11 protein-coding genes are annotated in these 12676 nt (G+C 67.6%); 9 read left to right on the forward strand and 2 right to left on the reverse strand.

Annotated features, from left to right (window positions below; all coding sequences use genetic code 11):
- The first annotated feature begins 21 nt into the window (after nt 1-21).
- A complete protein-coding gene (locus LXM94_RS05845; protein WP_235770222.1) occupies nt 22-813 on the forward strand; it encodes a sulfite exporter TauE/SafE family protein in 792 nt (263 codons plus the stop codon).
- Between the two features lies 1 nt (nt 814).
- On the opposite strand, the gene LXM94_RS05850 is transcribed toward LXM94_RS05845, so the two are convergent.
- Entirely contained in the window at nt 815-1921 is a 1107-nt protein-coding gene (locus LXM94_RS05850; protein WP_235770223.1) for a COX15/CtaA family protein, read from the reverse strand.
- Nucleotides 1922-2041: 120 nt separating this feature from the next.
- On the opposite strand from LXM94_RS05850, the gene LXM94_RS05855 reads away from it, so the two are divergent.
- From LXM94_RS05855 to LXM94_RS05865, 3 genes are all read left to right on the forward strand, one after another.
- Nucleotides 2042-2260 carry a DUF2842 domain-containing protein gene (locus tag LXM94_RS05855; RefSeq protein WP_235770224.1) on the forward strand — a complete coding sequence of 73 codons (219 nt, stop codon included), beginning with the start codon at nt 2042-2044 and terminating at the stop codon, nt 2258-2260.
- Between the two features lie 7 nt (nt 2261-2267).
- On the forward strand, nt 2268-3002 hold the full coding sequence (locus tag LXM94_RS05860; protein WP_235770225.1) for a metallophosphoesterase family protein: 735 nt from the start codon (nt 2268-2270) through the stop codon (nt 3000-3002).
- A gap of 190 nt (nt 3003-3192) precedes the next feature.
- A complete protein-coding gene (locus LXM94_RS05865) occupies nt 3193-4464 on the forward strand; it encodes a GNAT family N-acetyltransferase (RefSeq protein ID WP_235770226.1) in 1272 nt (423 codons plus the stop codon).
- 4 nt (nt 4465-4468) lie between these two features.
- Here the strand turns inward: LXM94_RS05865 and LXM94_RS05870 are convergent, their stop codons facing one another.
- On the reverse strand, nt 4469-6661 hold the full coding sequence (locus LXM94_RS05870; protein ID WP_235770227.1) for a GumC family protein: 2193 nt from the start codon (nt 6659-6661) through the stop codon (nt 4469-4471).
- Nucleotides 6662-6855: 194 nt separating this feature from the next.
- Here LXM94_RS05870 and LXM94_RS05875 point away from each other — a divergent pair, with 194 nt between their 5' ends.
- Genes LXM94_RS05875 through LXM94_RS05895 form a run of 5 tightly spaced genes read left to right on the forward strand, consistent with a single transcriptional unit; the run spans nt 6856 to nt 12666 of the window.
- Complete coding sequence (locus tag LXM94_RS05875) at nt 6856-7431, forward strand: polysaccharide biosynthesis/export family protein (protein ID WP_235770228.1); 576 nt, start codon at nt 6856-6858, stop codon at nt 7429-7431.
- Between the two features lie 4 nt (nt 7432-7435).
- On the forward strand, nt 7436-8617 hold the full coding sequence (locus LXM94_RS05880; RefSeq protein WP_235770229.1) for a glycosyltransferase family 4 protein: 1182 nt from the start codon (nt 7436-7438) through the stop codon (nt 8615-8617).
- A gap of 52 nt (nt 8618-8669) precedes the next feature.
- Nucleotides 8670-10241 (forward strand): undecaprenyl-phosphate glucose phosphotransferase, encoded by a 1572-nt coding sequence (locus tag LXM94_RS05885; RefSeq protein WP_235770230.1) that lies wholly within the window; start codon nt 8670-8672, stop codon nt 10239-10241.
- On the forward strand, nt 10238-11494 hold the full coding sequence (locus tag LXM94_RS05890) for an O-antigen ligase family protein (protein WP_235770231.1): 1257 nt from the start codon (nt 10238-10240) through the stop codon (nt 11492-11494). Before LXM94_RS05885 ends, LXM94_RS05890 begins: the two co-directional genes overlap by 4 nt.
- Entirely contained in the window at nt 11491-12666 is a 1176-nt protein-coding gene (locus tag LXM94_RS05895) for a glycosyltransferase family 4 protein (protein WP_235770232.1), read from the forward strand. The genes LXM94_RS05890 and LXM94_RS05895 overlap by 4 nt, the downstream gene beginning before the upstream one ends.
- Nucleotides 12667-12676: the final 10 nt, after the last annotated feature.

Raw genomic sequence — 12676 nt, forward strand, 5'->3', positions numbered from 1 at the left:
GGGACCCGGAGGGCGCGCGATATGGCTGCTGGCGGAACGATTGCCGACGCGCTCGCGCTGGTCGCCGCCGCGCTGCCGCAAAGCGGCCTGCCGCTTCTCATCGCCGCCGGTTTCGTCGCCGGGCTCGCCCGCGGGTTTTCCGGCTTCGGCGCGGCGCTCATCTTCATCCCGATCGCCGCCGCGACGGTCGGGCCGAAGGCCGCCTCGCCCGTGCTGCTCGTCATGGATTTCGTGATGACGGCGGGCATGGTGCCGCCGGCCTTCCGGCTCGCGAACCGGCAGGAGGTCGGCGCGATGACGCTCGGCGCGCTCATCGGCGTACCGCTCGGCACGCTGGCGCTCGCCGTCGCCGATCCGGTGGCACTGCGCTGGGCGATCACCGCCGTCGCGGCCGCGCTCCTCGTCCTGCTTGCCTCCGGCTGGCGCTATCACGGCGCGCCGGTCAGGCCGCTCACCGTCGCGGTCGGCTGGATCGCCGGTCTCTTCAGCGGCGCCGCGCAGCTCGGCGGCCCGCCGGTCGTCGCCTACTGGCTCGGCGGGCAGAACGGCGCCGTCACCGTGCGGGCGAATGTCGTGCTCTATTTCGCGCTGTCGTCGATCCTGAGCGGCGTCAGCTATCTCGCCGGCGGCCTCTTTTCGGGACCGGTCTTCGCGCTGACGCTCGTGGCGGCGCCGCTCTATGCCGCCGGCCTCTATGCCGGCAGCCGCCTCTTCGGCCACGCCTCCGACCGCACCTTCCGCCGCATCTGCCTCGCGCTCATCGCCGCCTCCGCCGTCCTCGGCATGCCGCTGCTCGATCCCCTGCTGCGCTAAGCTACGCGCTCGCCTCGATGCGCACCGGCTTCGGATATTCGCCGGTGAAGCCGCGCCAGTGGGCGACGGCGAAGCCGAGCACGACGAGTGCGCCGCCCTGGTGCGCCAGCGCCCAGGAGAGCGGCATCTGGAGGACGAGCGTCATGATGCCGATCGCCGCCTGCAGACAGACGAGGCCGAAGAGCAGCACGGTGCGGCGTGCATGGGTCGTCTCGGGTGCGGCGCGGAGCGCGGCGACCATGTGGGCGAGCACCAGCGCGAAGAGCAGGTAGGCGCCGAGCCGGTGCACGAACTGCACGGTCTTCGGGTTCTCGAAGAGGTTGATCCACCAGGGCTGCTGCACGAAGAGCCCGCCCGGCACGACGGCACCGTCCATCAGCGGCCAGGTGTTGTAGGAAAGCCCGGCGTCGAGGCCGGCGACGAGCGCGCCGAGATAGATCTGGAACACCGCCATCGCCGCGATGATGCCCGCCATGCGGCGCGAACCTTCGGTCGGCGCCGCATCGCTGCTGTGCGGCGACAGGCCGCGCATGATCCACACCGTGCCGGCGAAGATGAGGCAGGCGATGGTCAGATGCGTCGCCAGCCGGTACTGGCTGACCGAGACGCGGTCGGCCAGGCCGGAGGACACCATCCACCAGCCGATGAAGCCCTGGAAGCCGCCGAGCGCCAGCAGTCCGGCGAGCGGCCAGCGGATGCGCCGCTCGATGCGTCCCGTCAGCCAGAAGACGGCGAGCGGCAGCGCGAAGACGATGCCGATCGAGCGGGCAATCAGCCGGTGCGCCCATTCCCACCAGAAGATCGTCTTGAACGCCTCGACCGTCATGCCGCTGTTCAATTGCTCGTATTGCGGAATGCGCCGGTAAAGCGCGAATTCCTCGTCCCATTCCGCTGCCGTCAGCGGCGGGATGACGCCGTGGATCGGCTTCCACTCGGTGATGGAGAGGCCGGATTCGGTCAGCCGCGTCGCGCCGCCGACGAGCACCAGCGCGAAAAGCACGAAAAGCACCACCGCGAGCCAGCCGCGCACCAGACGCCGATTGGCGTCGATCCGGCCGATGTCGGATTGCAGGCGGTGCTCGATCAGGGTCGTCCGGGCGGCTGTCATGGCGGTTCCTCGATGCTCGGCGTTGATTTGCCCCAGCAGCCTGTGCAAAACAAGGGCAGATCCTTTGCGGCATGCGGTCGCGCCTTCGCGCGCCGCCGCCGTTCCACCGAAAGACCGCTGATGCCCCCTCGCCTCAGAAAGCTGATCGGCACCGTGCTGATCATCGTCCTCGTCCTCGTCTACGCGCTGGTGGCGACCACCATTGCCTCGGCCTATCTCGGCGCCTCGCCCTGGTGGGTGCATCTCCTCTATTTCCTCTTCAGCGGCCTTCTCTGGATCCTGCCGGCCATGCTGCTCATCAAATGGATGGAAGGCCCGCCGCGGCCGAAGGACGAATAGGACCGCCATGCAGATCGCCGTCATCGCCGACATCCACGGAAACGACCTCGCGCTCGAGGCGGTGCTCGCCGACATCGACCGGCGCGGCATCCGCGACATCGTCAATCTCGGCGACAACCTCAGCGGTCCGCTCAATGCGGCGCGCACCGCCGACCTGCTGATGGCGCGCGGCATTCCGGGCGTCCGGGGCAACCATGACCGCTACCTGATCGAACAGGCGCCCGAGACGATGGGGCTGTCGGATCGCTGCGCCCATGACCAGTTGTCCGACCGGCACAGGACCTGGCTCGAAAGCCTGCCCGGAACCCGGGTCGTCGGCGACCTCTTCCTCTGCCATGCGACGCCCACCGACGACGCGACCTACTGGCTGGAGGCGCTGTCCGCCGACGGCCGGATCACGCTCGGGCGTCCCGACCTGATCGAACGGCACGCCGAAGGGCTGGAGCATCCCGTCCTGCTGTGCGGGCACAGCCACGTCCCCCGCGCCCTTCGCCTCGGCGACGGCAGGCTGCTGGTCAATCCGGGCAGCGTCGGCTGCCCCGGCTACACGGACGACGAACCCGTCTTCCACGCCGTCGAGACCGGCTCGCCGGATGCGCGCTACGCCATCATCGACAAGGGCGGGGCCGGCTGGACCGTCGCGCTCATCTCCGTGGCCTACGATCACCGCGCCATGGCCCGGCTCGCGGCGGAACGCGGCCGTGACGAATGGGCACGTGCGCTTGCGACGGGCTGGATCTGACCGCGCCGCGCTCCTTGCGGCGTGGTCGGCGGCATTTCGCGCCGTTCGTTATGGAATTGCTAACCGCGCCGCCGATTATTTGCGGGGCCGGACGGGCCCGCTACTGGATTTAAACCATTTCTGCAAGCCAACTCCCTAGTCTTGGAACACGCGGCAATCCGGCCGCCCGCAAGAATTCGGAGATCGTATCATGGGTGCGATGCAGCTCGACTTTCAGATCATGCCCGCGGACCGCGACGTGATCCAGAAACTGACACGCGACGTGGTGCTCGACACCCGGCGCCCCGTCTCCGTCGTGCCGCTGTCGATCCGCCTTCACGACAGGCTGGATGCGCTCGAACAGGACTGGCGGGCGCTCGAGGCCGGCAACGACCTGTCGCTCCATCAGAGCTTCGACTGGTGCCGCGCCTGGGCGGAAAGCCACGACTGCAAGCTGCTGATCGTCGAGGGCGTCTCGGCGGGCGGCACCGAGCTCATCCTTCCGCTGGAGATCAAGCGCCAGGGGCCGGTGCGCGTCGCGCGCTTCCTCGCCGCGCCGTTCTCCAACATCAATACCGGCCTTTATTCGGAAAACTTTCGTTCGCTCGCCGAGCCGCCGCGCCTGCGTGAGGCGTTCGACCGCTCGCGGCGCGACTTCGCACGCTATTTCGACCTGTTCATGCTGGAAAACGTGCCGCTCGACTGGCGCGGCGCGGCGCATCCCTTCCGGGACCTGCCCTCCGTCGTCAACCAGAACGCCTCGTTCCAGCTGCCTCTCTTCGAGGATTTCGAGCGCACGCTGGCGCAGATCAACGCCAAGCGCCGGCGCAAGAAGTTCCGCTCCTCCGAACGGCGCCTCGAGGCACTCGGCGGCTACGAACACGTCGTCGCCACGGGACCGGGCGAGATCGAGGCCGTGCTCGCGCAGTTCTTCCGCCAGAAGGCGGTGCGCTTTGACGCGATGGGTCTGCCGAACGTCTTCCGCGGCGCCGATACCCAGGCCTTCTTCCGCACCCTCGCGCTGACGCCGCCGGCAGCCGCACAGTACCCGCTGGCGCTGCACGCCATCCGCCTCAAGGGCGAACATGACGGCCGCATCATCGCGATCGCCGGCATCTCGCGCAAGGGCGACCACGTCATCTGCCAGTTCGGTTCGATCGACGAGAGCATCGCCGCGGATGCGAGCCCGGGCGAGTTCCTTTTCCACCTCGCCATCCAGAAGCTGTGCGCCGAGGGTGTGCGGCTCTTCGACTTCGGCATCGGCGACCAGGCCTACAAGCGGTCCTGGTGCACCGTCGAGACGGTGCAGCACGACCTGCTCTGGCCGGCAACGCTTGCCGGCAGCGCGGCCGCAGCCCTGCACCGCGCCAAGGCCGGCGCCAAGCGGGCGATCAAGCAGAATCCGCAGCTTTATTCCCTGCTGCAGCGGCTGCGCTCGGGCAAGACGGAATTCGTCATGGCCGAGGACGGCGAAAAGGCCTGAGGGTTCAGGCAGCGCGCCGTCCCGGTGCCGGCCGCGACTTCTCGCGATCGGCGGTCATCAGCACGATTTCCGAGTACCCCGCCGCGCCGAAGGCGATCAGCAGATCGACGACCTCCTGTTCGTCCGCGCCCGGCAGCGACAGGATGATCTCCGTACCGCGCGCGCGTGTCAGCCGGCGCACCCCGTCGATGTCCGCAGGCCCGCATTCGAGGATCACCGCGTCATAGGCGTCCGACAGCGCCTCGACGATCATCGCCAGCCGGTCGATGCCGCGCATGGCGCGCTTGATGTTGGCATTGCCGCGCGGGATGATATGGGCGTCTGAATGCTGGTCGCCGTGGATGATGTCGGCAAAGGCCACGTCGCCGACGAGCAGGTCCGTGATGCCCGGCAGGCGCAGGGATTCCGCCATCAGCCGCGTCGGGCAGGCCGAACCGGTCAGGTCGATCAGCACGGTCCGGCGGCCCTCGGCCGCGACCATCCGGGCAAGCGCCACCGTCGCCGTCGATCCGGCATCGCCGGACGGCGAGACGGCGAGCGAAACGGACACATTGTCCTCGACGATATGCTCGGCCACGGCCGCGACCGAGAAGCCGTCGTCTTCGTCGGCCGGCGGCGGCGCGTCGACGGCCTGTTCGTCCGGATCGTCCTCCAGGTGGCTGAGCAGCGAGGCGGAGCGCGCCGGCCTGGCGCGCACGAGGCCGTGCAGGGTCTCCATCGGCTGCCGCGCGTGCGCCGGCACCGCCATCTCGTCGTCGCGGCGGCGCACGGACGGTGCCGCGGCCTGATGCCCGACCGGTGTCAGCGCCCGCCCGGTGAAGAGTTCGGCGAGCAGGATGGTGATGACGGACAGAAGGAAGCCCGCCGCGCCGCCGACCAGCGTGATCGGCAGAACCTTCGGGAAGGCCACCTCCGTCGGCTCGACGGCGGCGGAAATGACGCGGGCGTCGGCCGGCGTCGAGCCGCTGTCGGTGCGCGAGGTCGCCTCGCGGTAGCGCGCGAGATAGGTTTCAAGGAGCTGGCGCTGGGCCGTCGCCTCCCGTTCGAGCGCCTTCAGGCCGACCTCGTCCTCGCCGGCGCGCGCCGAATCCGCCTTGACGGTGTTCAATTGCTGCACGAGCTGCTGCTCCCGCAGGCGCGCGATATCGGCCTCGCTCTCGAGGCTTGACAGGATCTTCGACGTCTCGGCACGGATCTGTTCGCGGATGCCCGTGAGCTGGGACCGCAGGCCCTTCAGCCGCGGATGTCCCTCGAGCATGCTGGTGGAAAGGTCGGAGATCTGCCCCTGGATCTGCGATTCGCTCTCTTTCAGCCGCTGGATCATCGTCGAGCCGACCACCGAGGACAATGCGTCGACGGCGCTGCCGCTCTTGAGCGCCGTGCGGACATTTTCGGCGCGCGCCTCGGCGGCCGCCTTCTCGGCGCGCACGCGGGCGAGCTCGGTGGAAATGTCGTTCAGCTGCTTGACCGCGAAGGTCGCGTTCTCGCCCGTCGGCAGCAGGTCGGAGGAGGCCCGGTACTGGGCGACCTTCTCTTCCGCCTCCCGCACCTTCTCGCGCAGGTTGGCGATCTCGGGCTCCAGCCAGCGGCTCGCTTCCGAATTGCTGTCGAGCTTGGCACCCGACTGCAGCGACAGGTAGACCTTCGCCATCTCGTTCGGAATCTCGGCGGCGAGTTTCGGGTCTTCCGAGGTAAACTCGATGCCGACGACGCGCGACTTCTCCACCTGGTAGACGGCGAGCTTTTCCAGGAACTCCTTGAGCACCCTCTCCTCCGGAGCGAGCTCAAGCGGATTGCTGCGCAGGCCGAGGAGAACGAGCAGATCGGAGAGAGCCGAGGGCTTCGACGTCGGGTCGAACTCCTCGAGCTCGTGCAGCTTGAGGTTCTTCGCGACCTGCTTGATGAGGTCGGCCGACTTCAGGAGCTGCACCTGGCTGACGATGCCGAGTTCGTCGAAGACCGGGCGCGGCTCCATGGTCGTGTTGCGGTCGGAGACGGTGAAGGTCGGTTCGCGCGTTTCGATCAGCAGGCGCGTCTCGCTCTTGTAGGTGGGCGCGATGATGCTCGCAGCGGCAAAGGCGATGCCGGCGCCGGCAACGGTCGCAAGAAGCACCCGCAGGCGCTTCCGCCAGATCGCACGGAAGAGCCCGCCGAGATCTATATCGACATCCTGCTGCCCGCGATAACCGTCCGACATACTCGCAACTCCAGCGCCACCATCTCCATCGAACCTAAACAAACATGGTAACCCAAGCGTTAACCGCGCGGCGATTGCACGGATGGGGCGACGGCGACAATCCGCATTGTCGCCGACGTATTTTTACCAGCCATTAACCCTAACGGACCGATAACAGGACAAACAATCTGAGCTTCCAGGAACGGAAACCGCGGATGTCCTTCGCATCGCTCAAGTCGACAACCATCATCGCGATGGCCGCCCTCTTGCCCCTTGTCGCCGGCTGCACCAGCTACCGGCCGGCACCGCGCGCCTTTCACGAGGCGACGATCCAGCCCTACCGCCTGGACAGCGGCGACCGGCTGCGCATCACCGTCTTCGAGCAGGCGAGCCTCAGCAACACCTATTCGGTCGACCAGGCCGGCTACATCGCCTTCCCGCTGATCGGCGCCGTGCCGGCACGCGGGCAGACCATCCAGGAACTCGAAAGCATCGTCGCCGGCAAGCTGCGCCAGGGCTACCTGCGTGATCCGGACGTATCGATCGAGGTCGATCGCTACCGCTCGGTCTTCATCATGGGCGAGGTCGGCCAGGCGGGGCAGTACAGCTACGTCGCCGGCATGACCGTCCAGAACGCGATTGCCAGCGCCGGCGGCTTCTCGCCGCGGGCCAACCAGGCCAATGTGGACGTGACGCGCAAGATCAACGGCAAGATCATAACCGGGCGCGTCTCGATCTCCGATCCGATCATGGCGGGCGACACGATCTACGTGCGCGAACGCTTCTTCTGATCCCATGGCCGATGACCAGCCGCTGCGCATCCTTCATTGTTTCAGATCGCCGATCGGGGGCATCTTCCGCCATGTGCGGGATCTCGCCGAATTCCATGCTCGTCTCGGCCACGAGGTCGGCATTCTTTGTGACAGTTCCACGGGAGGAACCTATGAGGACAGGCTGTTCGACGAGATCAGGCCCTATCTGTCGCTCGGGCTCCACCGCCTGCCCATCCAGCGCTCCGTAAGCCCGCGTGATCTTCGGGCCTTCCGGGAAAGTTTTCGTGAAATCAGGAGTTTGCAGCCGGATGTCCTGCACGGCCACGGCGCCAAGGGTGGCGCCATCGCCCGCATCATCGGCTCAGCCCTGCGGGTCAACAGGTATCGCGTAGCCCGCCTCTATTCTCCGCATGGCGGCAGCCTGCACTACGAGCGGGCGACCGTCGCCGGCCAGGCGGTGTTCCGCGCCGAGCGCCTGCTCGAGCGGTTCACCGATGCGCTGGTCTTCGTCTGCGACTTCGAGCGCCAGACCTATGCGCGCAAGATCGGCATCCCGCGCATCCGCAGCGAGCGCATCTACAACGGCATCCATGACGGCGAGTTCGAGGCCGTGCACGCCCGCCCGGATGCCGTCGACTTCCTCTATATCGGCATGCTGCGCGACCTCAAGGGACCGGACCTGTTCATCGATGCCTTCGCGCGCGCCGAGCGCAAGATCGGCCGGCCGCTCTCCGCCCTGATGATCGGCGACGGACCGGACAAGGACAAATACGAGCGCATGATGCTGGAACGCGGGCTCGGCCGGCGCATCGGCATGCTGCCGGCGCTGAAGGCGCGCGACGCCTTCGCCATGACGCGCGCCGTCGTCGTCCCCTCGCGGGCGGAGTCGATGCCCTATGTCGTGCTCGAGGCGCTCGCCGCGCGCAAGCCGCTGATCGCCAGCCGCGTCGGCGGCATTCCCGAAGTGCTCGGCAAGGACAATGTGTCGCTCGCCGAACCCGGCGACGCGGAATCGATCGCCGCCATCATGGCGGCGGCGGTGACCGAGGACGACTGGCACCGGCGCGTGCTGCCGGACAAGGACGTTTTCAAGGCGAATTTCTCGGCCACGGCGATGGCCGGGCGCATGCTCGCGCTCTACCGCGACCTGCTGCCGCCCGCCCCGGATCGGCACGGCGCGGCGCACGCCCTTCACGCCACGTAAGGCATTTCTTAGGGGCTTTGTGCTACCGATCGTCGAAACGCGGAAGCACGCCATGAACCACATCGACAAGCCCGACGCCTTCGACGCCGATGCCATCCGCCGGGAGGTCTCCCGGATCCGGACCATCGACGCGGCAGGCACGCAGGACGAGGAGGACGGCGCAAAACTGGGAGAACTCAACCCGCTCGCCCAGCAGATCGCGCTTCAGTTCCGCCAGGACACCTATTCCCCCACGATGATCATCGGCCTCTTGCGGCTTCTGGAATTCGCGGCGCTGTTCGCGGTCGGCTACGGCATCTGCAGCCTCTATGTGGAGCCGTCGCTCGACGTCGTCGCCTTCTACATCAGCGTCACGGCGGGCGGCTCGGCCATCGGCGTGCTGCTGCTGCAGCTCGCGGATGCCTACCAGGTGCCGGCGCTGCGCTCCGCCTGGCACTCGACGCCGCGCATTCTCGCCGCCTGGTCGATCGCCTTCGCGCTGATGGCCCTCGTGATCTTCTTCGTGAAGACGGGGGAAGTCTATTCGCGCGTCTGGTTCGCCTCGTGGTATCTCGTCGGCATGTTCTACCTGCTGGTCGAACGGCAGTTCATCGCCGTCGCGATCCGCTTCTGGGCGCGCAACGGCACGATGGAGCGCCGCGCCGTCATCGTCGGCGGCGGCGAGGCCGCCAAGGAGCTGATCCGCGCACTCGAGCGCCAGCCGGAAAACGACATCCGCATCTGCGGCATCTTCGACGACCGCGACGAGCGCCGCTCGCCCTCCATCGTCGCCGGCTACCCGAAGCTCGGCACCATTCCGGAACTCGTGGAATTCGCCCGCCTCGCCCGCATCGACATGCTGATCATCTCGCTGCCGCTTTCGGCCGAAGCGCGCATCCTGCAGCTCCTGAAGAAGCTCTGGGTGCTGCCCGTCGACATCCGGCTCGCCGCCCATGCCAAGGGCCTCAAGTTCCGCCCGCGCAGCTATTCGCTGGTCGGCAACGTGCCGCTGCTCGCGATCTTCGACAAGCCGATCGCCGACTGGGACTCGGTCGCCAAGCGCGCCTTCGACATCACCTTCAGCCTCATCGCGCTCGCGCTGCTCTGGCCGGTTTTCATCGGGGCGGCGCTCGCGGTCAAGGTCACCTCGCCGGGCCCGGTCATCTTCCGGCAGAAGCGCCACGGCTTCAACAACGAGATCATCGACGTCTACAAGTTCCGCTCGATGTACACGCACATGTCGGACCCGACGGCCAAGGCGGCGGTGACGAAGCGCGATCCGCGCGTGACGCCGGTCGGCCGTTTCCTGCGCAAGTCCTCGATCGACGAACTGCCGCAGATCTTCAACGTGCTGAAGGGCGAGCTGTCGCTCGTCGGACCGCGGCCGCACGCCATCCAGGCGCAGTCGCACAATCGCAAATATGTCGATGTCGTCGAGGGCTACTTCGCCCGCCACCGGGTCAAGCCGGGCGTCACCGGCTGGGCGCAGATCAACGGCTGGCGTGGCGAGATCGACCATGACGACAAGATCCGCTTCCGCACCGAATTCGACCTCTACTACATCGAGAACTGGTCGCTCTGGCTGGACCTGAAGATCCTGTTCCTGACGCCCTTCCGGCTGCTCAACACGGAAAACGCCTATTGACCGACGCGGCCTTTCCCGAAAGCGCAGCACCGCCCTTCCGGCCGACGCTCGCCACCTTCCGTATCCTGGGCTCCGCCCTCGTCACGGCCGGTGTGTTCCTGTCGGGATTCGTCATCAGCGAGCCGGCACCCTACGAACTCTTCATGGCGGGGCTGATCGCTCTCTGGGCGGTCTTCGCCCTTCGCATCTCGCGCAATGTCGCGCCGCTGCTCGTGCTGTTCCTGCTCTTCAACATCGGCGGCATGCTGTCGCTCACCGTCATGGCGGATCTCAGCGACGGCCCGATGTATGTCGCGGTCTCGCTGTTCCTGGCGCTTTCCTCGGTTTTCTTCGCGGCGATCATCGAGGATCGGCCGCAGCGCCTCGGCCTGATCTTCCGCGCCTGGGTGGCCGGCGCGCTCATCACCGGCATGCTCGGCATTCTCGGCTATTTCCATGCTTTTCCAGGCAGCGAGGTCTTCACGCTCTACGACCGCGCCAAGGGCGCCTTCCAGGACCCGAACGTCTTCGGCCCGTACCTGATCGCGCCGGCGCTCTACCTCATGCACGGCCTGCTCGCCGGTCGCCTGCTCGGCGCGCCGCTGAGGGTCGCGGGCGTGCTCGTCCTGTCGCTCGCGATCCTGCTCTCCTTTTCGCGTGCGGCCTGGGCACTCTATCTGTTTTCCGTCGTCGCCCTCGTCTTCGTGATGCTGCTCAAGGAGCGCACCGGCGCCTTCCGGCTGAAGATCCTCACCCTCAGCATCGCCGCCGCCGGCCTGATGGTGGTGGCCGTGGTGGTGGCGCTGCAGTTCGACAAGGTGGCGGACCTCTTCAGCGCCCGCACGCAGCTCGTGCAGGACTATGACGGCGGCCATCTCGGCCGTTTCGACCGGCACCGCATCGGCTTCCTCATGTCGATGGAGAAGCCGCTCGGCATCGGCCCGATGGTGTTCAGCTCGATGTTTCCCGAGGACGAACACAATATCTGGCTGAAGTCGCTCACCTCCTATGGCTGGCTCGGCTTCGTCACCTACCTGATCTTCGTCTTCCTCACCCTGAAATACGGCGTCGCCTATCTGCTGCGCGACCGGCCGTGGCAGCCGTTCCTGATGATTGCGTTCATCGTCTTCGTCGGCCACTGCGCGATCGGCTTCGTCATCGACACCGACCACTGGCGGCATTTCTACCTGCTCGCCGGCGTGCTCTGGGGCTGTTTCGCGCTGGAACACCGCCACGGCGCGGCCTACCGCGCCGAACAGGCGGCACGGCCATGAACCTCCATTCGAGCGCATCCCAGACCAGCCTGCGCCTCCTGCAGGTGCTCGAGCCGAGCGGCGGCGGGTCGGGACGGCACTTTCTCGATCTCTGCCGCGGTCTCACCGGGCGTGGCCATCAGGTGCACGCCGTCTACTCGCCGGTCCGCGCCGAGCAGTCCTTCCTCGACGAGCTGATGGCGATCGGCCTTGCCGCCGTGCATGCGGTGCCCATGGCGCGCGCGCCCGGCCCGTCGGACTTCGCCGCCCATGCGGCGCTCGCCCGCCTCGCCCGCCAGCACGGTCCCTTCGACGTCATTCACGGCCACAGCTCCAAGGCCGGCGCGCTGACGCGCCTCCGGCTCCCCGGCCGCCACGTTCCGCGGATCTATACGCCGCATGCCTTCCGCACCATGGATCCGACCCTCTCTAGGGTCGGGCACATTGTCTACGGCGGCATCGAGCGATTCCTGGCCCGCTTTCTCACCGACCAGATCATCTGCGTCTCGGCCGACGAATATGCCCATGCCCGGGGGCTCTCCATGCCGCGCAACCGCCTGTCGATCGTCGTCAACGGGGTGACGCCGCCGCCGACCGGCAGCCGGCACGCATTGCGCGAGCGGCTCGGCATTCCCGACGATGCGCTCGTCTTCGGCTTCGTCGGCCGCCTGTCGCACCAGAAGGCGCCCGAGCGCCTCGTGCGCGCCTTCTCGCTCGCCGCGGCCAAGCTGCCGCAGGCCTATCTGTTGATGGTCGGACGCGGCGAACTGGAAGCGATGGTGCGCGGCGAAATCGCCCGTTCCGCCGCGCCGGACCGCATCCGCCTGACGGGCGAGGTGCCGGGTCCGCTCGCGATGGATGCCATTGATGCGGTCGTGCTGCCGAGCCGCTACGAGGCGATGTCCTATGTGATGCTCGAGGCCGCGGCGGCCGGTAAGCCGCTGATCCTGACGGAGGTCGGCGGCGCTGCGACGGTGCTGAAGGACGGCCGCAACGGCGTGCTGGTCGCCAATGTCGACGACCCGCGCCAGCTCGCAGCCGGCATGTTGCGCGTCAGCGACGCCGCCCGCCTCGCCCGCTACACCGAGGCCGCCCTCGCGCAGAGCGGCGATTTCGGAATCGCCCGCATGGTCCTGGAGACCGAAGCGGTCTACCGGAGCGTGCTGCGCGAGCGGCACTACGTCGGCGCCTGAGACTGGCGGC

The sequence above is a fragment of the Rhizobium alarense genome, from assembly GCF_021555155.1.
Lineage (GTDB): Bacteria > Pseudomonadota > Alphaproteobacteria > Rhizobiales > Rhizobiaceae > Rhizobium_D > Rhizobium_D alarense.

Excerpts from the sequence above, each read along its gene's own strand:
- LXM94_RS05845 (WP_235770222.1), top strand. The coding sequence starts at position 22 with ATGGCTGCTGGCGGAACGATTGCCGACGCGCTCGCGCTGGTCGCCGCC.
- LXM94_RS05850 (WP_235770223.1), bottom strand. The coding sequence starts at position 1,921 with ATGACAGCCGCCCGGACGACCCTGATCGAGCACCGCCTGCAATCCGAC.
- LXM94_RS05855 (WP_235770224.1), top strand. The coding sequence starts at position 2,042 with ATGCCCCCTCGCCTCAGAAAGCTGATCGGCACCGTGCTGATCATCGTC.
- LXM94_RS05860 (WP_235770225.1), top strand. The coding sequence starts at position 2,268 with ATGCAGATCGCCGTCATCGCCGACATCCACGGAAACGACCTCGCGCTC.
- LXM94_RS05865 (WP_235770226.1), top strand. The coding sequence starts at position 3,193 with ATGGGTGCGATGCAGCTCGACTTTCAGATCATGCCCGCGGACCGCGAC.
- LXM94_RS05870 (WP_235770227.1), bottom strand. The coding sequence starts at position 6,661 with ATGTCGGACGGTTATCGCGGGCAGCAGGATGTCGATATAGATCTCGGC.
- LXM94_RS05875 (WP_235770228.1), top strand. The coding sequence starts at position 6,856 with ATGTCCTTCGCATCGCTCAAGTCGACAACCATCATCGCGATGGCCGCC.
- LXM94_RS05880 (WP_235770229.1), top strand. The coding sequence starts at position 7,436 with ATGGCCGATGACCAGCCGCTGCGCATCCTTCATTGTTTCAGATCGCCG.
- LXM94_RS05885 (WP_235770230.1), top strand. The coding sequence starts at position 8,670 with ATGAACCACATCGACAAGCCCGACGCCTTCGACGCCGATGCCATCCGC.
- LXM94_RS05895 (WP_235770232.1), top strand. The coding sequence starts at position 11,491 with ATGAACCTCCATTCGAGCGCATCCCAGACCAGCCTGCGCCTCCTGCAG.